Origin of the sequence: Lederbergia citri, from assembly GCF_018343625.1 — a bacterium.
GTDB classification, from domain to species: Bacteria; Bacillota; Bacilli; order Bacillales; family Bacillaceae_C; genus Lederbergia; species Lederbergia citri.
The window spans coordinates 86715-112148 of sequence record NZ_JAGYPG010000003.1 but is presented as its reverse complement, the minus strand read 5'-3'; the positions used below and the strand labels follow the sequence as shown (position 1 = coordinate 112148).

General features: G+C 35.7%; 27 protein-coding genes and 1 pseudogene. 10 read left to right on the top strand and 18 right to left on the bottom strand.

All coding sequences use genetic code 11. From position 1 onward, the window contains the following. Nucleotides 1-167: 167 nt before the first annotated feature. Nucleotides 168-889: pseudogene (locus KHA97_RS16680) on the top strand (AAA family ATPase). A 30-nt stretch (nucleotides 890-919) separates the two neighbouring features. Further along, nucleotides 920-1759, top strand: coding sequence for an STAS domain-containing protein (locus KHA97_RS16675; RefSeq protein ID WP_213125911.1), 840 nt, complete (start codon nucleotides 920-922; stop codon nucleotides 1757-1759). Nucleotides 1760-2142: 383 nt separating this feature from the next. Here KHA97_RS16675 and KHA97_RS16670 read toward each other — a convergent pair whose 3' ends face one another. The 3 genes from KHA97_RS16670 to KHA97_RS16660 form a co-directional block, all read right to left on the bottom strand. Further along, nucleotides 2143-2781 (bottom strand): O-methyltransferase, encoded by a 639-nt coding sequence (locus tag KHA97_RS16670; protein WP_213126443.1) that lies wholly within the window; start codon nucleotides 2779-2781, stop codon nucleotides 2143-2145. Next, complete coding sequence (locus tag KHA97_RS16665; RefSeq protein WP_213125910.1) at nucleotides 2768-2962, bottom strand: hypothetical protein; 195 nt, start codon at nucleotides 2960-2962, stop codon at nucleotides 2768-2770. Before KHA97_RS16665 ends, KHA97_RS16670 begins: the two co-directional genes overlap by 14 nt. A gap of 240 nt (nucleotides 2963-3202) precedes the next feature. Continuing rightward, a complete protein-coding gene (locus tag KHA97_RS16660) occupies nucleotides 3203-4606 on the bottom strand; it encodes a glycoside hydrolase family 76 protein (RefSeq protein ID WP_233713606.1) in 1404 nt (467 codons plus the stop codon). 583 nt (nucleotides 4607-5189) lie between these two features. Here KHA97_RS16660 and KHA97_RS16655 point away from each other — a divergent pair. Next, nucleotides 5190-5708 carry a CarD family transcriptional regulator gene (locus tag KHA97_RS16655; protein WP_213125909.1) on the top strand — a complete coding sequence of 173 codons (519 nt, stop codon included), beginning with the start codon at nucleotides 5190-5192 and terminating at the stop codon, nucleotides 5706-5708. 83 nt (nucleotides 5709-5791) lie between these two features. On the opposite strand, the gene KHA97_RS16650 is transcribed toward KHA97_RS16655, so the two are convergent. Then, complete coding sequence (locus KHA97_RS16650) at nucleotides 5792-6244, bottom strand: MarR family winged helix-turn-helix transcriptional regulator (protein ID WP_213126441.1); 453 nt, start codon at nucleotides 6242-6244, stop codon at nucleotides 5792-5794. 350 nt (nucleotides 6245-6594) lie between these two features. On the opposite strand from KHA97_RS16650, the gene KHA97_RS16645 reads away from it, so the two are divergent. Further along, nucleotides 6595-7248, top strand: a complete 654-nt coding sequence (locus KHA97_RS16645) for a carboxymuconolactone decarboxylase family protein (protein WP_213125908.1) — start codon at nucleotides 6595-6597, stop codon at nucleotides 7246-7248. 400 nt (nucleotides 7249-7648) lie between these two features. On the opposite strand, the gene KHA97_RS16640 is transcribed toward KHA97_RS16645, so the two are convergent. Together KHA97_RS16640 and KHA97_RS16635 are read right to left on the bottom strand one after the other, a co-directional pair. Further along, nucleotides 7649-8059, bottom strand: coding sequence for a Cif family virulence factor (locus KHA97_RS16640; protein ID WP_213125907.1), 411 nt, complete (start codon nucleotides 8057-8059; stop codon nucleotides 7649-7651). A gap of 88 nt (nucleotides 8060-8147) precedes the next feature. Next, nucleotides 8148-8465 (bottom strand): MazG nucleotide pyrophosphohydrolase domain-containing protein, encoded by a 318-nt coding sequence (locus KHA97_RS16635; RefSeq protein WP_213125906.1) that lies wholly within the window; start codon nucleotides 8463-8465, stop codon nucleotides 8148-8150. Nucleotides 8466-8548: 83 nt separating this feature from the next. Between KHA97_RS16635 and KHA97_RS16630 the strand changes: the two genes are divergently transcribed. After that, nucleotides 8549-9130, top strand: coding sequence for an LOG family protein (locus KHA97_RS16630; RefSeq protein WP_213125905.1), 582 nt, complete (start codon nucleotides 8549-8551; stop codon nucleotides 9128-9130). Between the two features lie 93 nt (nucleotides 9131-9223). On the opposite strand, the gene KHA97_RS16625 is transcribed toward KHA97_RS16630, so the two are convergent. From KHA97_RS16625 to KHA97_RS16575, 11 genes are all read right to left on the bottom strand, one after another. Continuing rightward, nucleotides 9224-10087, bottom strand: coding sequence for a MerR family transcriptional regulator (locus KHA97_RS16625; RefSeq protein ID WP_213125904.1), 864 nt, complete (start codon nucleotides 10085-10087; stop codon nucleotides 9224-9226). A 60-nt stretch (nucleotides 10088-10147) separates the two neighbouring features. Further along, nucleotides 10148-11320, bottom strand: a complete 1173-nt coding sequence (gene norA, locus KHA97_RS16620; RefSeq protein ID WP_213125903.1) for a multidrug efflux MFS transporter NorA — start codon at nucleotides 11318-11320, stop codon at nucleotides 10148-10150. Nucleotides 11321-11642: 322 nt separating this feature from the next. Further along, a complete protein-coding gene (locus KHA97_RS16615) occupies nucleotides 11643-12428 on the bottom strand; it encodes an SDR family oxidoreductase (protein ID WP_213125902.1) in 786 nt (261 codons plus the stop codon). A gap of 60 nt (nucleotides 12429-12488) precedes the next feature. Beyond that, on the bottom strand, nucleotides 12489-13100 hold the full coding sequence (gene wrbA, locus KHA97_RS16610; protein ID WP_213125901.1) for an NAD(P)H:quinone oxidoreductase: 612 nt from the start codon (nucleotides 13098-13100) through the stop codon (nucleotides 12489-12491). A 429-nt stretch (nucleotides 13101-13529) separates the two neighbouring features. After that, nucleotides 13530-14132: an alpha/beta hydrolase gene (locus tag KHA97_RS16605; protein ID WP_213125900.1), complete on the bottom strand. Its 603-nt coding sequence runs from the start codon at nucleotides 14130-14132 to the stop codon at nucleotides 13530-13532. 47 nt (nucleotides 14133-14179) lie between these two features. After that, on the bottom strand, nucleotides 14180-14788 hold the full coding sequence (locus KHA97_RS16600; RefSeq protein WP_213125899.1) for a flavin reductase family protein: 609 nt from the start codon (nucleotides 14786-14788) through the stop codon (nucleotides 14180-14182). Nucleotides 14789-14809: 21 nt separating this feature from the next. Continuing rightward, nucleotides 14810-15748 (bottom strand): ring-cleaving dioxygenase, encoded by a 939-nt coding sequence (locus tag KHA97_RS16595; RefSeq protein WP_213125898.1) that lies wholly within the window; start codon nucleotides 15746-15748, stop codon nucleotides 14810-14812. Nucleotides 15749-15891: 143 nt separating this feature from the next. After that, nucleotides 15892-16347: a MarR family winged helix-turn-helix transcriptional regulator gene (locus tag KHA97_RS16590; protein WP_213125897.1), complete on the bottom strand. Its 456-nt coding sequence runs from the start codon at nucleotides 16345-16347 to the stop codon at nucleotides 15892-15894. 140 nt (nucleotides 16348-16487) lie between these two features. Next, a complete protein-coding gene (locus KHA97_RS16585; RefSeq protein WP_213125896.1) occupies nucleotides 16488-17177 on the bottom strand; it encodes an MBL fold metallo-hydrolase in 690 nt (229 codons plus the stop codon). 104 nt (nucleotides 17178-17281) lie between these two features. Next, nucleotides 17282-17878 carry a class I SAM-dependent methyltransferase gene (locus KHA97_RS16580; protein ID WP_325167485.1) on the bottom strand — a complete coding sequence of 199 codons (597 nt, stop codon included), beginning with the start codon at nucleotides 17876-17878 and terminating at the stop codon, nucleotides 17282-17284. Nucleotides 17879-18250: 372 nt separating this feature from the next. After that, a complete protein-coding gene (locus KHA97_RS16575; protein WP_213125894.1) occupies nucleotides 18251-18796 on the bottom strand; it encodes an HXXEE domain-containing protein in 546 nt (181 codons plus the stop codon). 160 nt (nucleotides 18797-18956) lie between these two features. On the opposite strand from KHA97_RS16575, the gene KHA97_RS16570 reads away from it, so the two are divergent. From KHA97_RS16570 to KHA97_RS16550, 5 genes are all read left to right on the top strand, one after another. Continuing rightward, nucleotides 18957-19244, top strand: coding sequence for a transposase (locus KHA97_RS16570; protein WP_213125893.1), 288 nt, complete (start codon nucleotides 18957-18959; stop codon nucleotides 19242-19244). Between the two features lie 608 nt (nucleotides 19245-19852). Then, entirely contained in the window at nucleotides 19853-21751 is a 1899-nt protein-coding gene (locus KHA97_RS16565) for an endonuclease MutS2 (protein WP_213125892.1), read from the top strand. A 124-nt stretch (nucleotides 21752-21875) separates the two neighbouring features. After that, nucleotides 21876-22340, top strand: a complete 465-nt coding sequence (locus tag KHA97_RS16560; protein ID WP_213125891.1) for a CcdC protein domain-containing protein — start codon at nucleotides 21876-21878, stop codon at nucleotides 22338-22340. A gap of 254 nt (nucleotides 22341-22594) precedes the next feature. Further along, nucleotides 22595-23812 carry a multidrug effflux MFS transporter gene (locus KHA97_RS16555; protein ID WP_213125890.1) on the top strand — a complete coding sequence of 406 codons (1218 nt, stop codon included), beginning with the start codon at nucleotides 22595-22597 and terminating at the stop codon, nucleotides 23810-23812. 48 nt (nucleotides 23813-23860) lie between these two features. Continuing rightward, a complete protein-coding gene (locus tag KHA97_RS16550; protein ID WP_213125889.1) occupies nucleotides 23861-24106 on the top strand; it encodes a hypothetical protein in 246 nt (81 codons plus the stop codon). Here the strand turns inward: KHA97_RS16550 and KHA97_RS16545 are convergent. Further along, entirely contained in the window at nucleotides 24091-25353 is a 1263-nt protein-coding gene (locus KHA97_RS16545) for an alpha/beta fold hydrolase (protein WP_213125888.1), read from the bottom strand. The genes KHA97_RS16550 and KHA97_RS16545 overlap by 16 nt on opposite strands. Between the last annotated feature and the right edge of the window lie 81 nt (nucleotides 25354-25434).

The window sequence follows — 25434 nt, the reverse complement described above, 5'->3', positions numbered from 1 at the left end:
TTTTTTATTTTAGGTACTAGAGTCCTTTAACAAAGGAAAAAATATAGTTTCATTTTACTTTAGCATTCGAACTGTATAGTTACATCACTTCAATGGATAATAAAAAACCGTTCTATGTTATGATTTGAAATAAGTATGTATTTCTAGAATTGCAGGTGGATACTGTGATGAGATTAACTGAAAACCATTATATTAGAGGAGTCAGGCTTGAGCACAATATCATTTCTTCTTTTGATGACTATCCTTTTCATTTACCCAGTATTAGGACACTAGATGAATTATCTTTTCATCCAAATGTTACATTTTTTATGGGCGAAAATAGTATGGGAAAATCAACCATTTTGGAAGCGGTTGCTGCCGGGTTTAATCCAGAGGGAGGCTCCTTTAACTTCAACTTTTCCACTTATGAGTCACATTCTCCACTAGAAAAATATCTTAAATTGATAAAAGGGATACAAAGGCCAAAAGATGGATTCTTCCTCCGTGCAGAGACTTTTTACAATGTAGCAACCAACATTGAGGAAATGGACAGTGAACCTGGATCAGGCTCACGGATTATTGATTCATATGGTGGATTGTCGCTTCATGAACAGTCACATGGTGAATCCTTTTGGGCAACATTTATGAATCGCTTTCGGGGAAATGGCCTTTATCTTTTGATGAACCTGAAGCAGCCTTATCCCCTCTCAGACAACTATCTATGTAAGCTCAAATCCATGAATTAGTTCGTAAAGATTCACAATTTATCATTGCCACTCATTCGCCTATCATTATGTCATATCCTAATTCTAAGATTATCGAACTTACTGAAGAGAAAAACCATTACAGTATTATGAAACAGTTTTTTGATGATAAAGAAAGAATGTTACATAATTTACTCAATCCATGAAAAAAATTATTGAGGGAGAGAATGAAAAAAATGCCGAAATATGAAAAACTTTATGAATTTCTAATTAGCAAAGCATCACAATTAACAGAGGAATGGTATGAAAGCTTGGATAAAAGAAACACCTCAGGGGTATATACTTCTACCGATCAAGAAGCAATTAGAATTCTAAAAGAGCAAAATAAGGAATTCCATCTTCATTTTTTCCCAATTTTTATTAAAGAAGAATCGGTACATATAAAAAGCTTTGAAGAATGGATCGTCAAAATTGCTAAAGATGAAAGTCATCTATTAACGCCTTCAAATTTAATATTAAATGAGTTTTATAGAACCCGTAATCAATATCTCAATCTAATAAAAGATTTTATATCTTTACATGAAGGGGAATATCCGCAAGGTGTTATAAATTCATGGAATACACTAATTATTGATACGATGGATAAAGTCACAGTTTGGTTTCTGGAAGAGTATGATAGATACTCTATATCTAGATTACAGAGCCATAAACAACTGATTAATGAATTAAGTTCACCAGTAATCTCTATTACTAACAATACAGGTTTGCTTCCCATCGTTGGAGATATTGATACGGAACGGGCTAAATTAATCCTTGAGAAAACACTAGCTCAATGTGTTGAGAAAAAAGTAGATTATCTTTTTATTGATTTATCTGGAGTAGTTATGGTGGATACGATGGTTGCCCAACAAATTTTTCAGTTACACGAGGCATTGAGCTTGATTGGTGTAGAAACAACGCTTTGCGGAATTCGCCCTGAGATAGCACAGACAGTAATCCAACTTGGCCTATCTTTCAATAAAATTCCTACTTTCTCATCGCTAGAACGAGCTTTAAAAGAAACTCTCAAAGATTGACTAATTACATAGTTATTTTTAATGTAACAACATCGACGTAAGGCATATGTCTAAATTGTTAAAAGAGATTGCGATTTACTGGCGAGGATTGTGAATTAATTGGACAAAATGGCGAAGAAGTTTGATGCTCCTCCACATGTTCAATTATTCATAATCATAGTTTAAGACCGTTAGATCCCGTTAAATCGGAAAAGAACTCGATGTTATTTTGAAACCATTTTATTGGGAAACTTTTTTAGAGACGTATGTATATGGTTCACCGCGCGCGGTGCAATGATGGATGTTTGACACTATTGTAAAGAAAGATGGGCCACTAATCTCTACCAAATAATTTATAGGGATTAATGGCTCCATTTTGTTCAATTTCTATTTAGTGTCACATTTTATTTCCTTACCTTTGAAATAGTAAGCCCATCTCCGATTGGAATAAGCAATGATTCTAATTGAGGATGGTTTGCCACCGTTTCATTGAATTTCATCATTATTTCCGTAAAGCCTTTATGTTTGGCGGACTGGTCTGCTACACTTCCCCCTGCAAGTACGTTATCCGCTACGATTAGAGCACCCGGTTTTGCTAATCTAATGCAGTAGCTTAAATAGTTCTCATAATTTCCTTTGTCTGCGTCAATGAAGAAAAAATCGAATTGCTTATTTTCTCTAACAAGCTTTTCAAGGCTCTCTAGAGCAGGCCCTGTAAAATAGGTTACTTGATCTCTGAAACCCGCTTTAGTTAAATTACTATGAGCTAACTCTGCGTACCTCTCTTCTATCTCAAGCGAAGTCAGCTTCCCTTCTTTCCCGAATCCTCTCGCAAGGCAAATACCACTGTAGCCTCCAAGAGCTCCTATTTCGAGGACATTTTTAGCCCCGGAAATAGAGACTAGCAAGGTTAATAGTTTCCCAGCGGAAGGTGACACTGAAATAGAAGGCATTCCGTTTTCTTTAATAGACGAAAGGACTTCCTCCAAAAGATCATCTTGGTCATGAAAAACTGAATCGATATAACTATTAATCTGTTTCATACGGTTCATTCCCTTTCTCTCCATTGTCTATAGACTCAGGAGCATCCATTATTTCCTTTTCATTATTATGCTTTTCCACTATTTCACATTCATGAATCTCAAATAATTGCATAATTTCATTGTTGACCAAATCAAGAACTTTTAGTTCACCAACTAAAATTGAATGAATTGATTGGAACACCATTTCATCTAATTATTTCTTAATAGTCATACTTCTCAGATGCATCATCTCTAAAAAAGCAATGGCTCTGCCCCCGCGAAAGGTTTTGACCCATACTAATGTGATTGCTCTTTTCTTTATGCCTATCGCCACAAATCCCTTGTATATTTTTTGTTTCATTTTCCTTTCTCGTATAAAGTATAAAAAATAAAACGACTGAGCTCCCACAAAAATGGTGGAATCTCAGTCGTACCTAATCTATCATTCGCCCAATTGTTCTAAAAGAAGGTCCGTAGTAGAGATCAATTGATTTTTTGCTTCTTCTGATATGTGGTTTTGATGGGCTTTATTGTGCAAATGCTTTTGAAATTTTTCTAAATGCATCTTCGCTTGCTTTACTCTATCCATTTCTAAATGATGTTTTGCCTGCTTTGCGGAATTTAATAGTATAGGTACAAGCGGTCCTTTAATATCATTTGCAGCGATATACCCGTTCAATTGCTCATTTAAAAGTGAAATCGATACTGGATCAGCAAGCAGCTTTTCCATGATGGCTGCCTGCTCCATAAGCATCACTCCACTTAAATTGATACTGAGATCGAGGTTCAAGCTAGGTGTTCTTTCCCATGAAGAGCCGAACAATATTTTATCTTCTGCCAATTTGTTGTTCCATGCACTTGTAGCATTATTTATTAGAAACTGTGCCATATCTTTTTGATTCGGATCTTCCTTAACTAATCCACCTAGATAACGGACAAAAATACCTTTAAATAACCCTCCGTCTCCTCCACCCTCGTCTTTTAATATATTCGTTGTATTGTTTCCTACTAATCTTTTTACACCTGTTTCTGCCGTCTGCATGGCATCTGCGAGGTATCCTCTGTTTTTCGTTGCTCGATACAATTCTACACCTGCACCAATATAAACCCCTTGGTTATAGGTGAATTCCCAATTCTTATCTATGTTTCCATTGCCAGTGCGGTTAATACCATCCCAAACAAAACCTGTTATTGGATCAACTAAAGTAGATTTTTGCCAGTTATAAATTTTAATTGCCCAATCTAGGTCATCTGGATTTCCGAATTTTTGATAGAGCCTTGAAGCTAATATAACCGCCGGAGCATTTGATGGAGTATTTTTATAGTCTAATTGCGACTTATTCCAAGCAATTCCCCCACCAAATTGATCACTCCACCCTGTTTTAATATCTTTCCACAAAGTAGATACTGCAGCTTCGTATTTCGAATCATTTGTATGTTCATAGAGACGGAGCAGGGCCAAACTCATCCATAACATATCATCATAGAAATGATTAGTGATTACTCCATTGTTTCTTTTTAAAATACTTTCATACAAAGCTTTTGATCTGTCCAGATAGACTTCATTATTCGTACGTTCGTATGCATCAATGAGTGTGTCTAAAGCATGAGCCAGCCACCAGTAATGGAATTGACCGTTGCAGTTGTTACACTCGTAGGCATTATTGAACATATTCGTCTCGTTATTCCAATAATGTTCAAATAAGGATATTTGGGCTTGTTCAGCTTTATCTTCCCATTCGTTTGAGAAAGTATTCATGAAATCTTCCTCGTTATTACTTGCAAAGGTTGAGCTTCCTAACAACAATAAAAAGATAAGTGAAAGCGAAAAGATCTTCTTGGTCATAATCTCTTCCTCCTATTTTTAGTTGTCTATACGATTTCTTTTATTAATTGAACTGGTGCGTATATCAACTATTTACACCATGTATATCCACTCCCTTTTTGGATAGCGTTTACATTTATAAACACGCTATCGTCCTGAGGCAAGAATTACAGGGTTGTTAGATTACCTATTTTAATGGTAATTAATACGCAAATACCTGTACATAGTGCTATTGTTTCAATTCAAAAGTCGGCAAAAAGTCATATGGTCGCTTAGGTGCTCATTTAAAGGTCGGCACAAAAAAGCTTTCTATGTATCGAATCTATTAGAGAAAAAATTTGAGGAAGATTTTTCTAGGAGGATAACGGTTTTAAAAGTAACTGGTATACTTTCTTTGTATGTATTTATCGAAGGATTTACAGCAACTCTAGTCGGACGTTTCCTACAGGTATGGGTGTTCTTTTTCACAGTCTACTTAGGATTGAGTTCTTACCATCATATTATTAAACAGTGCCTACACTGCTCTAACGTCAACTCGGTTGACAAAATTTTATTTTTGTGTTATAATTAAATTCGATGACAAAACATCGTAGGAGACGATCAAATGTACATTATAGGAGATTTGGTTATTTATTCCGCTCATGGGATTTGCAAAATTGATGACATTTGTGAAAAAACAATATCAGGTGAAAAAAGAAAGTATTACGTCATGCATCCAATAGAAAATGACCATCAACTAACAATCAGTATCCCTATCAATAAAGAAAAAGTGTTCATGCATGATTTAATCAATAAAGAAGAGGCCATTGAAGTTCTTCAATCTTTTAAAAGTCCTGGAACCATTTGGGAGGAACAAGCGCGCCAACGTCATAAGCTTTTTTCCGATATTGTCAATACAAGAAATCGAAAAGAAATTGCTAGAATGATCAACACACTGATACGAAAAAAGATAGAAGTTGAACGAAATGGACATAAGCTTTACGAACAAGATCGTAAGCTTTTGACAAATACAACATCGATTCTATTTAAAGAAATGGCAATTTCTTTAAATAAAAATGTTGCTGAAATAAAAGAATTAGTCATAGGCTTGATAAAAGGGAAAGAAATTAGGTTAATTTTCTAAACAATATCATACTATGTCTCCAACTATACATGATAAAAACGCCTGCAATGTCATTTCAAATTGACAATGCAGGCGTTTCTCACTTAAATTCCCCAATCTAGCTTCAATACATCTTTAAGAGTCTTTACTTGCTCCGCACCAATTTGGTTAGCAATTTTATTCTCCAGCTGGGATTTCAGTATCTCGTATTTCTCGTAGCATTCTTCCCCTAAAGGTGTTAATTGAATACACTTCTCTTTCTTGTTGTTTTCTACATTGTGAATTTCCACTAACCCTTTTGCAGAAAGATTTTTAATAAACTTATGGATTGCCTGACGAGAAATTTCGACGTTTTTTGTAACATACGAAATGGTCGGGCGCTTTTTATAAATCCTAGCCATGATGTACCATTCAGAATTCGAAATATAAATCTCACTATGTTCGTTCCAAGCTTTTTCCATGAGCTTCCGTGTAGAGCTGTGATGCTCACTCAATAAATCGATTAGATCTAAGTTTTGTAATTTAGAATTGGGAGTCAAACCGTTCACTCCATTCATTGTCTTCGACAATACTACATAAAATCTGATTTTCATTGCCAATTTGGTTGAACTTCTTTACATAGAGAGTTTAACCATTAAAAGGTAAACTACAGCAACGTCAACCACGAAGCTTTAATAATTATCGTGATAGTCAGACCAGTGACCAATGAACTCAATTATATCCTTCTTGCATTTCTACATTTTAATTACAAAAGTATCATCAATTTACTTTCACTTCAACTATAAACTTATTTTTATCAACTAAAGCAAAAGTTATATATGAGCATTATTTGTATAAAAAAAAGGAAGGAGTGTTACCATTAATGATACATATATGATATTCATTAATTTAAAAAGGAGTTTTGAAGATGTCTGCTAACCTATATTCAAAGGAAAATGTAAAAATTTTAGCACAATTAAAGGATTTAGCACCGGAACAACTTAAAGAATTTAATGAATTCAATACTGCTGTATTTAAAGAAGGAACTTTAACAAAAAAGGAAAAAGAAATTATTGCTGTTGCCATTACTCATGTTACGCAATGTCCTTATTGTATAGATGCTCATACAAAAAGTGCCAAAAAAGCCGGGGCAACATTGGAAGAATTAACAGAAGCTGTATTTGTAACTTCTGCGGTGGAAGCAGGGGGTACAATCACTCATAGTACACATGTTCACAATGCAAAAAATAAAGAAGCATCCGATGTACTCTATTCTCGTTCCAACTTGAAGAATTTAGGTCAATTGGGTAAGTTCGCTCCGGAAGGCTTTAAAGGTTATCAAGCATTTAGTACTGCTTCAACAAAAGCGGGAAAATTAACTACTAAATTTAAAGAAATTATTGCTGTGGCTGTTGCGAACGCTACTCAATGCCCATATTGTATTGACGTTCATACAAAAAATGCGGAGCGTCAAGGTGCAACCAGCGAAGAGCTAGCCGAAGCCATCATGGTCACTGCAGCAGTACGTTCAGGTGCTTCATACGCTCATATGGCCAATATGATTCAGAGTTACCAAGAATAAGCTGAAAACCCTGGATTCCCCGCTGTTTCACTCAGTCTCCCCTCCTTATGGATGATGATTTAATGTCATGCAGAAAATGTTAGCATATTAAATATTGAATATTTATTAATTTTGGATACCAATTTTTCACGGAGAAATCAGGCACTATTATGAAGTATAACTTAAGCCAAATTCCTCGATGTTTTAAGCGAGAAATTTGGCTTTTAATGTAGATATCCTCATTTTATGTATGGTAATCGTTATCGATGTTTTCATATCATCAAAAAGTGATTGGTGATTAGGTAGCTTACTTAACGTGGAGAAAACGTCAAATCGATTTGCAAACAGCATACGGTTTTGCAGTATCTTTAATAACCACTTTAACACTTGTTTTAACGCAAAAAACGCTTGTACAGAGTATTTAAGTTTGCTCTCCTTTTTCCTCATGCCAACGAATAACTTTCCAATTACCATCAGTTTCTTTACGCCAAACCTCAAGTGCTAAAGCTCTAACCAAAACCAACTGATCTTTATTTTGATGAACTATTTCATACGATACAGTTGCTTGGTTAGCAGACTGTGGAACAATTTTTAGTCCAGTAAAAATAAATTGAATATCTTTACCTTTATAAAACTCCGCTGCTAATCTATTACCTTCTTTTATACTTTCTGCATTATACTGCTCTATTTCTCCAACCCAAGGCATATAAAGCCACCCTTGAAAATCATCAGAATATAAACCATTCATTTCTTCAAAAAGTCCCTCTGAAAATTTCTGATGTAAGTCCATCATTTTATAAACTTCGTTTGATACTTCCTGTTCGATAGTCACTTTTTTCCTCCTTTTATAACTACGCCTTCTTTAACTCTACTGACCCATTAAGTACATTTTTGACATAAATATGTAAATAGCAATTAACTTATTCAGAATAACGCTCAGATAGTTTCTTTTTATGTGACATAAACACATCTTCTAAAGGGATATTGTACTTGTTTGCAATTACAATTAAATTACCTAATACATCCCCTAACTCCTCCGTTAACTCCTGTTTATTTTCCTCATAAGATCCGCTTACTTCATCAGGTCTATCTCTACCAATCTCAAGGGCTCTTATTGCACGGGCAACTTCGCCGGTTTCTTCTGCTAAAAAGCCAATCCGAACAAATATGTCTAAGTCAGACCAACCCCTGCTTTCATAATAATCTTTAACCCAATTCTGAAATTCTGATACATTCATTTTATTCACCATCCATTTCTATATCTGAAGCTTAACAAAGTATTTAAATTTATGATAATGTCATACTTGAGAGGTGGGATAGTATGAAAAATATAGCTGTATTTTGTGGATCAAGTAACGGCGTATCAGAAGCCTATATTGAAGGTGCAAAAAGGCTTGGCAAAGAACTGGCGAAAAGAAATATTGCCCTTGTATATGGGGGTGCAAGCGTAGGAGTTATGGAAGCAGTTGCAGATTCTGTTTTAGAAGAGGGAGGAAACGTAATTGGTGTAATGCCGAGCTTTCTAGAAAAAAGAGAAATATCCCATAAGAACTTAACACAACTCATTGTTGTTGACTCTATGCATGAGAGAAAAGCAAAAATGGCAGAATTGGCAGATGGATTTATAGCTATGCCAGGAGGTCCTGGTACATTAGAGGAGTTTTTTGAGATTTTCACTTGGGCTCAGTTAGGACTTCATCAGAAACCTTGTGGACTTTTAAATATAAATCATTATTTTGACCCGCTTATTACTTTATTTAATCATATGACAGATGAACAGTTTCTACATGAAAAATATCGTTCAATGGCTCTTGTAGATGTTGAACCACAAGGACTCCTCGATCAATTTAATACATATGAACCACCAACCTTAAAAACATATATTACTGAAAAACAAATTTAACAAGTATATACTAACTTTGAAATAGGCAAGTTAAATAGCTGCGGAAACCGAATTTTTTAGCAATCAAGTAGAATTCATTTTGAAAAATAACTTTCAAAATGAATTCTTTTTTATGAATGTTTCCTTAACCAGAATTCTCATTTCCATTAGAAATTCTTCTTGTTGCTTTGGGGAATAATGAATATGTACTAATGTTTCGTATATATCACTCATTACTTTTAATTTATGACGTGCAACATACTGAATTAATTTTTGTAAGTTCAAAAAGTAATCTTCAAACGATAAACTATTAAACCTTATACAAACATAAGTACCTTTTGGAATAGTTGCAATTTCTGTGTTTTGTGGCAGCAAAGCTGTCTGTCTATTTGTAAGTACGGGTGTAAATAAATAATGATACGTAACTTCATCAATATGAGTATAAGGCTTATACGGAAAAATGGCGCCATAGCCACTGTTTCTAAACCCTTCTGTTGATGCAGCAAAGCTCCTAAGCTTGCTGTAAGAAGCATATAGAGTATTTTTTGGTCCATTCCCACTAGTTTTTATTTGAATTATATTACTTTCTTTCTCTTCTGAAAGAAACACTTCTCCAAGAATAGGATATTCCTTCTGCCTTTGTATTCCCATTTTAGCATTAGCAATGATTTGTTCGATTTCTAATAAATTATTTATTTTTTTCCTTACAATCTTTTCTTGTTCAGTTAAAAAAGAAAAAAATTCATCTGTCTTTAATTCCTGTACTTTTTTAATATCGTCTAATGATGTACCAATATATTTGAGAGATTTAATTAAATCTAAAAGATAAATTTGTGAGTCCCTATAATAGCGAAAGTTCGTATGAGGGTCGACATATGCGGGTTTAAACAAGTCGATTTTATCATAGTAACGGAGTGCTTTAATTGAAATATTCGCTAGTTTAGAAACTTCACCGATTGTATAAAGCTTTTCTTCCATCCATTCTCACTTCCTTGTATCGTTCATGGAGCATATTCTCTAAGCAAGAGAATATGCTCCTTACATTACCTTAGCGGTTTGATGTGCTGGCTCCTTCCAAGCAAGTGTTAATCCAATACCGATGGATAAAACAACTGTTGCAAAATAAAAAGGGAAGTTTAAATCTATATCAAATAAGATCCCACCGATCAACGGGCCAATAACGTTACCAATACTTGTAAACATCGAATTCATCCCTGCAACAAATCCTTGCTCGTTTTCGGCAATCCTAGATAAATAGGTAGTCACAGCCGGTCTCATTAAATCGAATCCAACAAATACCGTTATCGTAACTAGTAAAATTGTATAGTAGGAGCTCACAATTGTGATTAAAAATACAAGTACGGTCGAAAGAATAAGACTATAACGAATTAAGTGAATTTCCCCTATCCATTTCATAAATCGATCGAAAAACACAACTTGAAAAACAGCCCCAAAAATACCTCCGCCTGTTATCATGATAGCAATATCCTTCGGAGTAAAACCAAATTTATGATCAGCAAATAAAGAGAACAACGATTCAAAGGCTGCTAGGCCAAATGAAGTGATGAATATAATCACAAAGGCAATAAAGTACATCGGTGCAAATATACGTTTAATTCCTGTTTTTTGGCCCGCTACTACTCCATTCTCTACCTTCCGTTCCGGTTCATGAAGTGTAATGATGGATAAAATGGCTGCGAATAAAGCAAGAGCAGCTGCAAAAAAGAAAGGTACACGGGTACCAAGGCCAGCTAAAAAACCGCCAATGCCAGGACCAATAATAAAACCTGTTGAAATAGCTGCCGACATATAGCCGAGAGCTTTGGAACGTGTTTGAATAGTCGTAACATCTGCAATAAAGGCTGTTACAGCTGGCATAATGAATGCTGCACTGACACCGCCTAGCATACGAGAAATGAAAAGAACTTCTACCGATTTTCCAATTCCAAATAACAACTCTGATACACCAAAAATGATTAATCCAATTATAATCATTATCTTACGTCCGAATCGATCAACCCAACGACCAGCAATTGGCGATACTATTAACTGCGTAAAGGCAAAGGCAGCCACCATATACCCAACTACAGATCCAGACAAATGCAACTCATTCATAATGGTAGGCAAAACTGGAATAACAAGGCCGATTCCTAAAAAGGCAATGAATAAATTCGTTAAAACGATAGCTAACGTTCTGTTTTGTTTTTGCATATTGTTCTACTCCTTTTACAACACCCTACAGCCTAATGTAAACCCTCCCCTTAGAGGAGAGTCAATTCTGAATCGCTTTGTTCTAGCTCCACACATTCCTGAAGTTTAACTAAAATATTGTGCCAACATCCTATATTTGTTATTCCCACTTTCTATTATTTGATTGCTACAAACTGGATTAATAATCTTGCTCAAACCTTTATTTGAACAAAAAAAGAATCTATTTTGAAAAGAATTAATCAAAATAGATTCTTTATTACGTATTGGGATAGTATTTAATAAAATAACTATCCAATTTAAACGAATCAATAAATGTCGCCTATTAGTATTTATAGGATTGCCCACCGTCAATTGGAATGACAGTTGCATTTATAAAGTTAGCCTGGTCAGAAAGTAAGAATGCTACTAAATAACCAACTTCTTCAGGTTTACCAAAGCGTTTCATTGGGTTAGGTTCAACAAATTGCTTACCCACTTCTTCCCAGTTATCAGGGTTCATTTGTTTTAATGATCCTTCAACCATTGGTGTCATAATTGCTCCTGGAGCTATTGCTTTAATACTAACGCCAAATTGTCCGTACTCAATTCCGGAGTTTCTAGTTAGTCCTACTACACCATGCTTACTTGCTGCATATCCTGATTGATTACCTACACCACGGATTCCTCCAACAGATGCAGTATTAACAATAGATCCGAAACCTTGGTTTTTCATTATTTCTAAAACATATTTCATACCATAAAATACACCATTAAGATTAATTGAAACTACTTTACTAAACTCATCACTACCGTAATCTTCCGTTAGATTTTGTTTACCTTCAATACCAGCATTATTAAAGAATCCATCAATTTTGCCAAATTTATCAACGGTTTGTTTAACATAATTTTTAACATCTTCTTCTTTAGATACATCTGCTGTAATTAACAAGAGGTCAGCATTTGGTACTGATTCTAATATTAATTTCTTTGTTTTTTCTAATCCTTCATTGTTTAAATCAACTAAAGAAAGTTTTGCACCTTCTTTTGCTACCTGTAAAGCTGATGCTTGTCCTAATCCTGATCCTGCTCCAGTAATAATGACAACTTTATCTTCGAAACGATTGCTCATGATGTGTCTTCTCTCCTTAATTGGAAGTAGTTGTGTATTCATATAAGAAAATTTGCTAGTTTATTGATTTCCTTTTTTAACCCATTCCGCAACTGTAACGGTACGTTTAGCTTGATGTTTCACAGCATCTTTAACGTCCTCAATCATTTTTCCATCTTGACCAACTGTTACACTCGTTCCATATGGATTTCCTCCAGCTCCAAACAATACTGGATCTGTATAACCAGGAGGGACAATAATAGCGCCCCAGTGCATCATAGAAGTGTATAAGGATAGCAATGTAGCTTCTTGACCACCATGTGGATTTTGGGCAGAAGACATGGCACTTACTACTTTATTCACGGTCTTACCATTCGCCCAAAGCCCTCCTTGAATATCAAGGAATTGCTTCATTTGTGACGGCATATTCCCAAAGCGTGTTGGAACACTGAAGATAATAGCATCTGCCCATTCAAGATCAGCTGATGATGCTACAGGCACGTCTCTTGTTGCATCGACTGTTGCTTTCCATCCTTCGTTAGTCTCGATAACAGATTCTGGTGCTAGTTCTTGCACTTTTAATACCTTCACTTCAGCACCTGCTTCTTTTGCTCCTTCTTCTGCCCATTTGGCTAATTGATAGTTTGTCCCACCCATGCTGTAAAATACTACTGCTAATTTAACGTTTGACATATTTTCCATCTCCTTCGATTTTCCAAATAATTTATCTATAAAACCCATATATTACACCCTTCCTCTTGTTTGTTTTTTCATATCCCTTATAAAACCACCTCCATTAATAATGACTAACTTTCACATTGCATGAAGATCACAATACATCAAATTAGTATTTCTCTTTTTCGAGATATTGAAGGTGATTAAGATATTGAATTTCTATAAAAACAGAAATTTCATTTCTGTTTTACATAAAGTATTTCTTATATTTTTACCATCAATTAGTATATTACCATTTAATATATCTCGGTTTCAATATATTTGCTTGAATGATGCATAATAGCATCACCTTAAGGGATAAAAATTTATCAGGATATTCATATCTAACTAAATAAATTGCATATTAGTAGAAATATTATTAAGACAAACTTTCTCTTTACAACCAAATTATAAAGTCAAATACCACCTTCTTGCTGCTTCAACTTCCTGAGCAGTCAATTGATGACCTCTATCTTCCCAATGAAGTTCGACTTTTGCATTTGCCTTTTCTAACAACGATTGAAGTTCTAATGATTCGGAAGGTGAGCAAATCGGATCGTTTGTACCAGCTGCAATAAATACAGATTTTCCGGACAAATCAGGAAGCTCCACTCCTCTTCTTGGCACCATAGGGTGGTGAAGTATGGCAGCCTTTAAAGCATTTTGATAGTGAAATAATAAACTCGCTGCAATATTCGCTCCATTTGAGTAACCAATGGCAATGATGTTATCTCGGTCAAATCCATTCTCTCGAGCCGCTTCATCAAGGAACTGATTCAACTCTTTAGTACGGAATATAAGATCTTCTTCATCGAATACTCCCTCCGCCAATCTCCTAAAGAAGCGAGGCATACCGTGTTCTAAAACATTCCCTCGAACACTTAATACAGGGGCTTCATCATCAATTCTTTCTGCAAGAGGCAACAAATCTAACTCATTGCCACCAGTACCGTGCAGCAGTAATAAAGTTGGTTTATTAGGGTTTTTTCCTTTATTGAATACATGCTTCATTTTTTATCTCCCTCCAAACACAAACCTCAACATGAGGTAAGGTTTCTCTATTTAGGTCGTTCTATCTCAAAAATCTCTCCGATTTTCGCATAATTAGCACCGGCTAAACGACTTACAGCAGCCAATCCTCTAGGATCAATTCTTCCATTTTCATATATAGCATCCTCAATATGAAATTGAATAACTTTTCCGATGATCAAATCACAACCAGGTAGTTCTTTTTCTCCCAATACCAATGAATGCTCGAGTACGCATTCCATGCGAATTTTTGCCTGTTTAACACCCGGAACTGAGATTTTCTCACTTTCAACTTTTGTTAATTGGGCTAAATCAATTTCACTCTCATGAGGAAGCAGACTAGCGGCCGTTTTATTGACCTTTTCAACATTTCCTTCATCAACAATATGAACGACAAATTCTTTTTGCTTAATAATGTTCCTAGCCGTATCCTTCTGTTTCCCTCCTGAACGCTGTATGGACAAGGAAATCATTGGGGGATTAGAAGAAACGATATTAAAATAGCTAAAAGGCGCACCATTTAAAACGCCATCCTCCGATAACGTAGTCACGAAAGCAATGGGTCTTGGTATAATGCTTCCAATTAGAAACTTATAATTTTCTCTTTCCGTGTTTGTATTAGGATCAATAGAAAGCATAGAAATCATTCCTTTATGACATTAATCTAATTCTCTCACCTTAATCGGTATCAATCTGTGTTCAAGTTGCTCTCTATATTGTTCATATTGCTCGGGCAGCATTAACCGTTCTCCCATTGTCTCTTTTGATTCGTCGTGAGCAAATCCAGGAGGATCTGTTGCAATTTCAAATAGAATTTCGCCATATTCTCTAAAGTAAATTGCATTAAAATAATTTCTATCCTGAACGGGAGTAACACCATAACCATTTGCTGCAACATACTTTTGCCACTCCAGTTGGTCATTATCATCGACTGCTCTCCATGCGATATGATGAACCGTTCCAACGCCCATTTGACCTCTTCCAGCCGGAGTTGCTTTTAGATCAATGATATTTCCTATGTCTGCTGATGAACGGAAACGGATAAAGTCTCCCTCTTTACCATTGAGTTCGAGTCCCATTACCTTTTCTAACAATTCCGCTGTTTTGTTTGGCTGGGAAGAAAAGAGAGTAGCTCCACCGAACCCTTTAATTGCTACTTCTGGGGTTATCCCTCCAAAAGTCCATGTATTGATTTCCCCTTCTTCTCGTTCAACAATTTCCAAGTGTAAACCATGTGGGTCATCAAATTGTAAAAACTGTTCTCCAAAGCGTTCTTTCTTGATGAAGGGTACATTAAACTTCTTTAATCTTTGTTCCCAGAATTTCATAGCACCTTTAGGAACAACATAAGAAGTAATTCCTACCTGACCATCACCAATAATCCCTTGACGTGCTCCCACCCATGGGAAAAATGTAATGATCGTTCCTGGTTTACCACCTTCATCACCAAAATAAAGGTGATAAGTGCCTGGGTCGTCAAAGTTGACTGTTTGCTTCACTAAACGTAAGCCTAGAACTCCAGCATAAAAGTCTACGTTTTCTTGAGGATGCCCTACGATTGCCGTGATGTGATGAATTCCACTTGTTTTTTTAGTCATTCAATTTCACTCCAATTTAATTAATGATTTTACGTATTTTTACCCTGATTTAGGGTGCAAATTCATTTACAGGTTTGCGATACTCAAGATTCTAATTAATTTTAATTAATATATTACGAAACCGAGATAAATATTTAAAAAAATTATAATCCTTGCGCGTGATATCCCAACTTCTTCAACTGTTCAATCATTACCTTTTTTTCATCAACATCTAAACCTGAACATATCTCTTTAATGGCTTGTTTGTGTTTAGGAAATACTTCATTCATTAATTCAGTTCCAGCTGTAGTGATTACTGCGAATGTGATACGGCGATCTTTAGGACAAGGTTTTCTTCTTAATAAGTCTTTCTTCTCTAACTTATCCACCACATACGTAATACTACTACTTGCAAGCAACACCTTTTCACCAATTTTTTGTATTGGTTGCTCACCTTTACTGTAAATCAACTCAAGAACAGCAAATTCAGTTGGATTTAGTCCCAAACATTTTATATCTTCTTCAACACGCTTTTTTATTGATTCCAAAGCACGAGTCAAAACAACAAATAACTTTAGAGACAATTCCTCTTCAAGTACATCTTTGTTCTGATTGTCCATGATTATCATTCCTCTTCATTATCTCGAATTCGAGACAATTATATAATCAATCGCTTTCTTTTGTCAACCATTATTTTTTATTGGATATTAAAATCATTTATTAATACACATGGTTTTAGAAAACAGCCCATCTTCGGCTTCTAATGATAAGTCAGTTTTCCACCATGAAAACAATAGTAAGTTTCAGCATTAAGATTTTTAATCTTACTTAAAGACTGTTCTGCTTTCTCAACATTTAAGCAAAATTGCGGATTGGCAATGACCAATTTGCGATTTTCATTCACAGCGGCATCGCCTGTAATTACACTTTTTAAACTTAGAAAATATAGTGAAATATGTCCGGAAGTATGTCCTGGTGTTCCAACAATCCTACATTTATTATCTAAAATCATATCACCATCATGTACTTTTTCATCAATTGAAACATGCCTCAAATTTTTTAATTGCTGTATAAACCAATGACCAAATTTTTTTTCATCATTTTGCATACTTTCTAGCAATTTTTCAGCTTGAATCAATCTTTCTGACTTCATTTCACCACTGATGAATTTTGATTCCGTTTCACTAGCTATAATATAAATCCAAGGATACTTTTTCTTGAAATCATGCAAAGAACCTATATGATCATCATCATAGTGAGTAATGATGATAGTCTTTAAATTTTTCATTTTATATCCGTTCTTTATCATTTCTTTTTCAATCAAAGGTAGAAAACCTGGATACCCTGTATCGACTAACGTTAGCTCATCATTTAATACGATTAAGGTAGGATAAATGTAATTTTTTTCTCCATTAAATTCAAATTCAATCGGTAATTCAACTATCTTCATAATAACCACCCTTAAAGCTTCGAACGTTATGAAATATGTTTTTTAAATTCTTTTGTTTGAACGCTTACACTCTGTAAATACATACTCGCTGTTTGAAAAAATACTTACCTTTTTTGTAGTACGCTCTGGACGACATGTGCAAGGCCGGTATGTCCCCTACCTTCAATTCTCTCGACTTCACCTATATAAAAATGTTTTACAAAATAACCATCGAACTTTTCCAATAATGTTTTGGGATCACAAAGAAATTCGGGATTTCCTGGACCTCCAGTTCCGTATTGAAACTGCTCTTTTGTATATAATTCACCTACATAAAAACCGCCTGGCTTGAGAGACTGTTTTATCCCCTCTATGGTTCGATCAAATACAGGCTTTGGGAAATGACCAAAAATATGAACGATTGCATCCCATTTTTCCTCTTTCCATTTGACATCAGCCAAATCATGTAGCTCGGTTTTTACTTCTACTTCTCGTTCTTCAGCTAGCTTTTTTATTTTCTCAAGCCCCGATGGTGCAAAATCCCATGCTGTCACATCATATCCTTTACTCGCAAGAAAGACTGAGTTTCTCCCTTCTCCTTCAGCGATACAAAGTATGTTTCCTTTTGGAATATACGGTTGCATTGCCAATAAAAAAGCGTTAGGCTCCTTACCATAATAATATTCCTTTGAAGAAAAGCGCTCTTGCCAATGCTCTTTCACTAGTAATCCCCTCTGATTCCTGTGATTTTTTATTGTTAACTTTTTAAAGTCTTCAAAACCTACCATTTCAAATTAATGAACTAACCCTAAGCACTGGTCTTAGTTTTGTAACATTATTTCCTCTATAGATTTTTCAAAACCTGTTTTTTTATATAATTTATACATAAAAATAGCTTGCAATTATCGAATTGCAAACTGGCTTTTATCAACGATAATGTACAATAATCTTCTTTTTAATGTCACCACTTTTGCTCCACAAAACGTAAATAATTCCAATGTAATTTTATAACAGTTATTGGCCTCGTACCTAGAGTTAAATTTTTTTAAAAGTATCCGTTTATTTACAAGAACTAGAAAGTTCCTAGAATAGTATTATCGTATTAATTTTCGCCCCAAAAGATTCCCTATTAGAAAAACAGGTACCATTAAAATACTTAAGGGAATACTTTTGAATAATAAATATCCGTCTATTAAACCCATTTCAAAGAACAGATAATAGGTAAGAATGGAATATGGAACTACAATGAATATCGCTGTTATGACACCAGGCGTATAACCACGGAAGATGATTGTTTGACCGATATGAGAAAATGCTTGTAGAAAAAACACATTAAATATAGCAGTATATAGAAGAAAGTTCTCCCCGGTTGGGAAGTTGATGGCAGTGTTTATTGTGGTCAAAGAAATATAAAGGAGAATCCATGCAATACTAACAGAATGTTGAGCAGATTTTGCTCCCAACTTATTCTTCATGCTTAGCGTAAGTTTAACTAGGATTGATTTTGGAATTTTGTTTTTGTAATTTGTCATGAAGCTCTCAACCGTTATTATTTCCTCTAAGCCGTGAAACATAAAAGCTATAGGGAATAGCCAAATAAGTATTTCAACGTAGAAAGGTTCATGTAGTGACCCAAGCATCTTTTTCCTCCTATCGGGGATACTTAAGCATGTCTAACTAATATATCTTTATGCCGTGAAACTAATTTCATTACCGTATGTGTTCTATTTCTATTTGTTATATACGAGATTATGATATATAGCATTTCTAAAAAACCTTTCATACTATACAGGTGATATAATGAAGATTTTTCTAGTTCTAACAAGCATAATCCTTCCCATCATTATGTATGCTGTGCAGAAATCACAGGCAAAGTTCCGTTTAATTTTTAATTTAGGTGCCATCGTATCAGCAATAATTTTTGGAGATATTGCTTCCTTATCTATTTTTGAAATTATTAAAGACAATACTGTATTTATGACAAATATCCATTCCATTTTTCTAAATCCACTTTTCTTATTATCCGGGGGGTACTTAGGAATTTATATTATTTATCGGCTCATAATAATATCCATAGATGAAAGATAAACTTAACTAAATAAAACATTTTTTTGAGGTAAGTTCTACCTGATTGTCCTAAAAAATACTTCTCTGAAGAAAAACGCTCATGCCAATTATTTTATATTTATCATTCCCTCCGATCCTATTGTAATTTTGTGTATTAACCGTTTTTCTTTGATGCAAAATAATTAATCCTTTATGGCTAACTGAGGATATAACCTTATTTACATTTCCTGTAACACAAAGTATAATAAATGTTGTAAAGCGATTTCAATGAGATATCAATCTTATAATAAGAGGTGCATTTTGTGAGTGCGGTAGTTTCTAAATAGGAAAACATTAAAAGGAAATAAGGAAGTTTTTGAAATTAGGGGATTTTTGTTTTTCACACCCCTTATTTATACATGGACTTATTTCCACCTATGAAGATACCTACCCTACTTTATAAGCAAGTGCATCATTTCATGATTTGAACTATCGTAATGGATGGTTTAATTTATGTATTTACTTTTGCCTTGTAAACGTAAAGCTGCGGTATCTGCCGCAGCTTTTTATTTATCTAAAAACTCATTGAAATCCTTACGAGTAGGTTTCTTCATTGCTGATCAAATCATCACTTTGAGGAGAATTAAAAAATGAATGAAAATACTTTTGAAAAATTACAGTACAACGAACTAAAAGAGATTGTGAAATCTTATTGCGTTAGCGGATTGGGCAGAGAATTAATTGATAAATTAACCCCCAGTTCTAACGTAAAAATAGTAAAACATCGATTAACGGAAACATCTGAAGCACGTGTCATTTTGGATGCGGGAGGAAATGTGCCTTTTATGGGTGTTTCCAATATTGAGCATATCATCTCTAAAGTGGAAAAAGGCATCATTTTAGACCCAGCGGAGCTTTTAAATATAGCCGATTTTTTAAAAGGCTGCCGAAGAATTAAAATGTTCATGTCGAGCAAGGAATTTTTTGCACCGACATTAGCGTCCTATGCTAAATCAATGACAGAATTCATAGGGATTGAAGAGGAAATTAATTTCTCCATTAAAAATAATCAAGTGGATTCTGACGCCAACAAGGAACTCAAACGTGTCCGTTACCAGATTCAAACGACTGAGCAAAAAATTAAAGATCGACTCAATAAATTCTTAAACAGCAGTGCCAATCGAAACTATATTCAGGAATTCATTATTAGTGTAAAAGATGATCGCTATACGATCCCTATAAAAGCCTCTTACAAAAAACAAGTACAGGGAACCATCATTGAAATATCTTCTAGAGGTTCGACCGTCTTTATGGAACCTAGTGTAGTAGGAAAATTAAGTGTGGAACTAGCCACATTAAAATCCGAAGAAGCCATGTTGGAATATCAAATTCTCGCTACTTTAACGGGGTTAGTGGCAGAAAGTCTCCAACCCATTAACATTAATATCGAGCTTATATCCCAGTACGATATGATTTTTGCCAAAGGGAAATACAGCAGACAAGTGGATGGAATTGAGCCAAACATTAATGACCATGGGATGATTAAGTTGGTAAATTGCAAGCACCCATTATTATCAGGTCATGTTGTTCCGCTTCATTTTCACATTGGCAGTAGTTATCGCAGCTTAATCATAACTGGCCCTAACGCTGGCGGAAAAACAATTGTACTGAAGACGATTGGTCTCGTTACGTTGGCAACGATGTCCGGATTCCATATTACAGCTTCGAAAGAAACTGAAATTGCCGTATTTGACAATGTTTTTGTAGATATTGGCGACAATCAGAGTATAGAAAATGCACTTAGTACATTCTCATCTCACATGAAGAACTTATCGGAGATCCTTCGCTCCGTAAACAACAATACACTGTTACTATTTGATGAAATTGGCAGTGGGACAGAACCAAATGAAGGAGCAGCATTAGCTATCTCCCTCTTAGAAGAGTTTTATCTTAGAGGATGTATTACCGTTGCGACGACACATTATGGAGAAATAAAACGATTCTCTGAAATGCATAGCGATTTTATGAATGCCGCTATGCAATTCAATCAAGAAACATTAGAACCGTTATTTAAGCTTCTCATCGGACAATCTGGCGCTAGTAATGCCTTATGGATCTCAAGAAAAATGCATGTACCGGAAAATGTTTTAAAAAGAGCAGAAGATTATATGAAAAATAAAGAATATCGCTTAGAACTTTTAAAAGAAAGCAAAATCCGAAAACCAGCAGCAGTTGTAGAAAAAGTGGAAAATCATATCGATTATCAAAAAGGGGATCGTGTCAAACTGCTGGACCACGACGACTTCGGAATTGTGTACAAAGAAAAAGATGAATACCATAACGTTACTGTGTTTTATCAAAATCAAGTGATGGAGGTAAATGAAAAGCGACTAGCTCTAGAATTAAAAGCTGTAGAGTTATATCCAGAAGGTTATGACTTAGATACTTTATTTAATGATTATAAAACGAGAAAACTTAATCACGATATTGAAAGAGGCTCAAAAAAGGCTCTTCGTAAAATTAATAAAGAAATGCGAAGAAACAAGTAAATTAAAAGAAGATAGCAAAGAAAATAAATTTTCAAAAGGTATTGAATCTTTAAAAATGAAATGTTATTTTTAACCATGCAAGATTTTTATATTGCTAAAAATAAATAACTAGAAAGCTGGTTTGATGATGAACTATAGTCCAATTCTTATTATTATCATCCTAGTAGCTGCTTTGATTTTTTATCGTCAAATCATCTCAATGTTTAAACCTATCAAAGGTAAAGGAACGAGGATTATTGCAACTCTATTCTTGTTAACACCAGGATATGCACTAATCATGAATCCCAATGCTGAAGTAACACCTACAGAAATTACTGTCGCATTATTGTTAGGATGTGTTTTCTCCATCCCCTTAATCTTTACGACTGGCTACGAACGACGGGAAGACGGAAAGATCTATGTAAAGAAAAGTCTAGTATTCGTTGTAATATTTTTATTGCTTTTTGCCATGCGTTGGACTATCCGTGGATTGATTAATATGGATCCGGATTCGAGAATGCTTCTCTTCTTCGTCACAGCATGCGGATATCTAATTCCTTGGAAACTTATCAGTTACTATAAGTTTCGTAAAGTATACGTAGCAGAATAATATTAGTAATTGAAAAACATTCGTCAGGCAATAAGGGACTTAGAAAGTCCCTTATTTTATATTATTGGAACTAAATTATATAATCCTTGTTTCATTAAAAACTGGATGTTCTTCCTTCTTTATTTAATAAAATGATTTCCTTTACCATTTCTTAATTCACTTTTGATAAATATATATTTCATGTATATACTGACGGAGATTGCAATAAATAATACCTCAAAGTCTTTAAGACACTATTAAATAGGAGCTGTAAAATGAATAAAAAGAATCCGATTAGATTCGCCCTGTTGTTAGCAGCCTTTTCTGCATTAGGGCCTTTTACTTTTGATATGTATCTTCCGGCATTTCCCCAATTGACAGAGTTTTTCGGAACAAGTGCCTCAGCCATCCAAGTAAGTATTACTGCCTGCTTGTTAGGAGTTGGTATCGGGCAGATCGTCATGGGGCCTTTGAGTGATGTTCATGGAAGAAGAAAACCTTTATGGATAGCGATGATTGTATATGCTCTTGCTTCTTTCGGCTGTGCTTTGTCACCAAACATTGCTACTTTTATAGCATTACGATTTTTACAAGGATTTGCAGCATCTGCCGGAATGGTCATTTCCCGTGCGATTGTTCGTGATCATTATAGTGGAGTTGAATTAACAAAGTTTTTTTCACTTCTCACAATGATTGGTAATCTCGCTCCTTTACTCGCTCCAATTGCGGGGAGTGCTGTCATTTCTTTCACCTCATGGAATGGTGTATTCATTTTTCTAGGGCTACTTGGTATATTTTTAACAAGCATCACTACATGGAAATTAAAAGAAACTTTGCCAGTCGAAAAGCGTATTCCTAGTAACTTTACAGAGTTATTGCGAAACTTTAAATCGCTAATTCAAAATCGGACATTTATGGGCTACGCACTAGCACAGGGAATTATGATGGCCGGTATCTTTGCCTATATTTCTGGAACTCCATTTATCTATCAAAAGATTTATGGCGTGTCACCCCAAGTATTCGCCATGTTATTTGCAATGAATGGAATTAGTTTAATTATAGGAGCGCAGACTGTTAGGCGATTAGCAGGACGGATACCAGAACGTCGGGTTCTCCTAATTGGGATGTCCATGGCTTTTGTCACTAGCACTGCTGTTCTGATCGTAGTCCTTTCTCAAGGACCATTATTTTCGTTGGTCATTCCGCTCTTTTTATTTGTAGCGTCACTTGGTTTAATTGGACCGGTCACTTTTACATTAGCGATGGAGTCACAAGGGCATATTGCAGGTAGTGCAGCGGCACTCCTAGGTGTACTTCCGTTTTTATTAGGTTCCATTACTTCCCCACTTGTGGGAATTGCCGGTGAATATTCTGCCATACCATTCGGGGTCATTCTTTTTACAACAAGCTTGTTGGCCGTCGTTAACTATGTATTCCTTGTTAAAAAAGATAAAACCGTGACGTCTTCCGAGAAACAAGTACTTAATCATTAAGTGGGGAGAATAATGATTCATTTTCTTATTCACGAGGATTCGATATGAATGGGCATTGAAGTTGTGAGAGAAATGCCCATTCAACAATTCAAAGAAATCTCTTGGGCAAAATGGTTGGAGATAAAAACAAACACAGCAGGAAACTACCGAAAAGAAATCATTAAAAGAGCGAGCAAATCTTCACCTGTAAGGATGAAAATGTTCAGTCGCGTTCCAACAAATCCGGCTCCTGCATATAGCCCTCACTCCTTTCCGTGTGAATTAGAAATTAAGCAATTTCAATTTCCCTCATAATCGGATGGAGGAACAAATCCGCTGTATTCCGGTTCGGAAAGGCGATCCCCGGATAAAAACGATCGGATTGCCCCCAGCACGCGTTCAGGTTCGTCCTGGTACACGTTATGTCCCACATGCCTGAAATAGATCAGAGTAGACTCCGTTAAGGACTGCCGGTAATCTATTGCCGAAGACCACGACAAGTAATCTTCAGATGCTTTGATAATGAGTGCCGGTACCTGCAGACTCTTCAGAGCTGGCCGCGGGTCTGGAGGCGGTGAGACTTTCAAGGTTTGCGGTGTCTGGTTCGCGTAAAATCCAAGTCCATAAATAAGCTGTTCTATCTGTTTGTTTTCGGCGTGCAACGCCGGCTGTGTCGCCGCATACACTCGGTCAAAACGGGCGTCCATCTCTTCGTCGCCTACATAAGCGTGAGCAGCTTTTGGGCTGATTTGCAATAGACCATATGCCATTAGCGAACGAGGATGCAAAATCAGCGGGTAAAGCTTCGAAAGCTGACCGGGTTTTAACCGGTTCGTCAAATTTCCGCCACTTTTGTCACGTGGATCCAGCGGATGCGGAGAAATGAAAACAGCTTTATCTATATGGTCTCCATACCTTGCCATATATTGGGCGGCCAACAATGCTCCGTAAGAATGACCGATCAGTACAATTCTTTCTGCTCCAATCCGCCCCCGGATGGCCTCCAAATCGGCAACATGCCTTTCGATAGTATACTGGAGCGGATCCTCCAAACGAGACGAACGTCCAGAACCGACCTGATCGTAAACGTACACATCATAACCATCTTGCGTCAATTGTCCGAAGTAAGCTAAGTCACCCGCCATATCCGGCACCCCAGGTCCACCATGAAGGAATATAACAGGCGGACGTCCTACTTTTTTCGCTGGCGATAAATGGACATACGCAATACGAGACCCTGTTCTCAAATCCCAATAGGCACCCCCCTCCACGACAGCCGGCATGTTTCGCGTATCGGAAAACGGAATCAGTATAGAAGCGTAGAACAGAATGAGTACCAGGATGCCTGTTAAACTCGCGGCCCCTCTTCGAGAAAAGAGATGTTGTTTCGAAATACCTATGCCATAAATCAGAATAAAGGCTACGGCTCCTGATGAAAGGATTATCCACAGTTGTTCTGAAATAAATGCCGCGCCGAATATAACCAAAATGGCCACAAACAACGCGAGTATGCAGAACACAAAGACAATTAAAAATGTCCTTATATGATTAATTCTTTTCACTTCTTTTCCCCCCATGAACATCTCCCGTCTGATTATGGTGGATCAAGCCTTGCGCCATCAATCTCTATTTGTAACCCAATA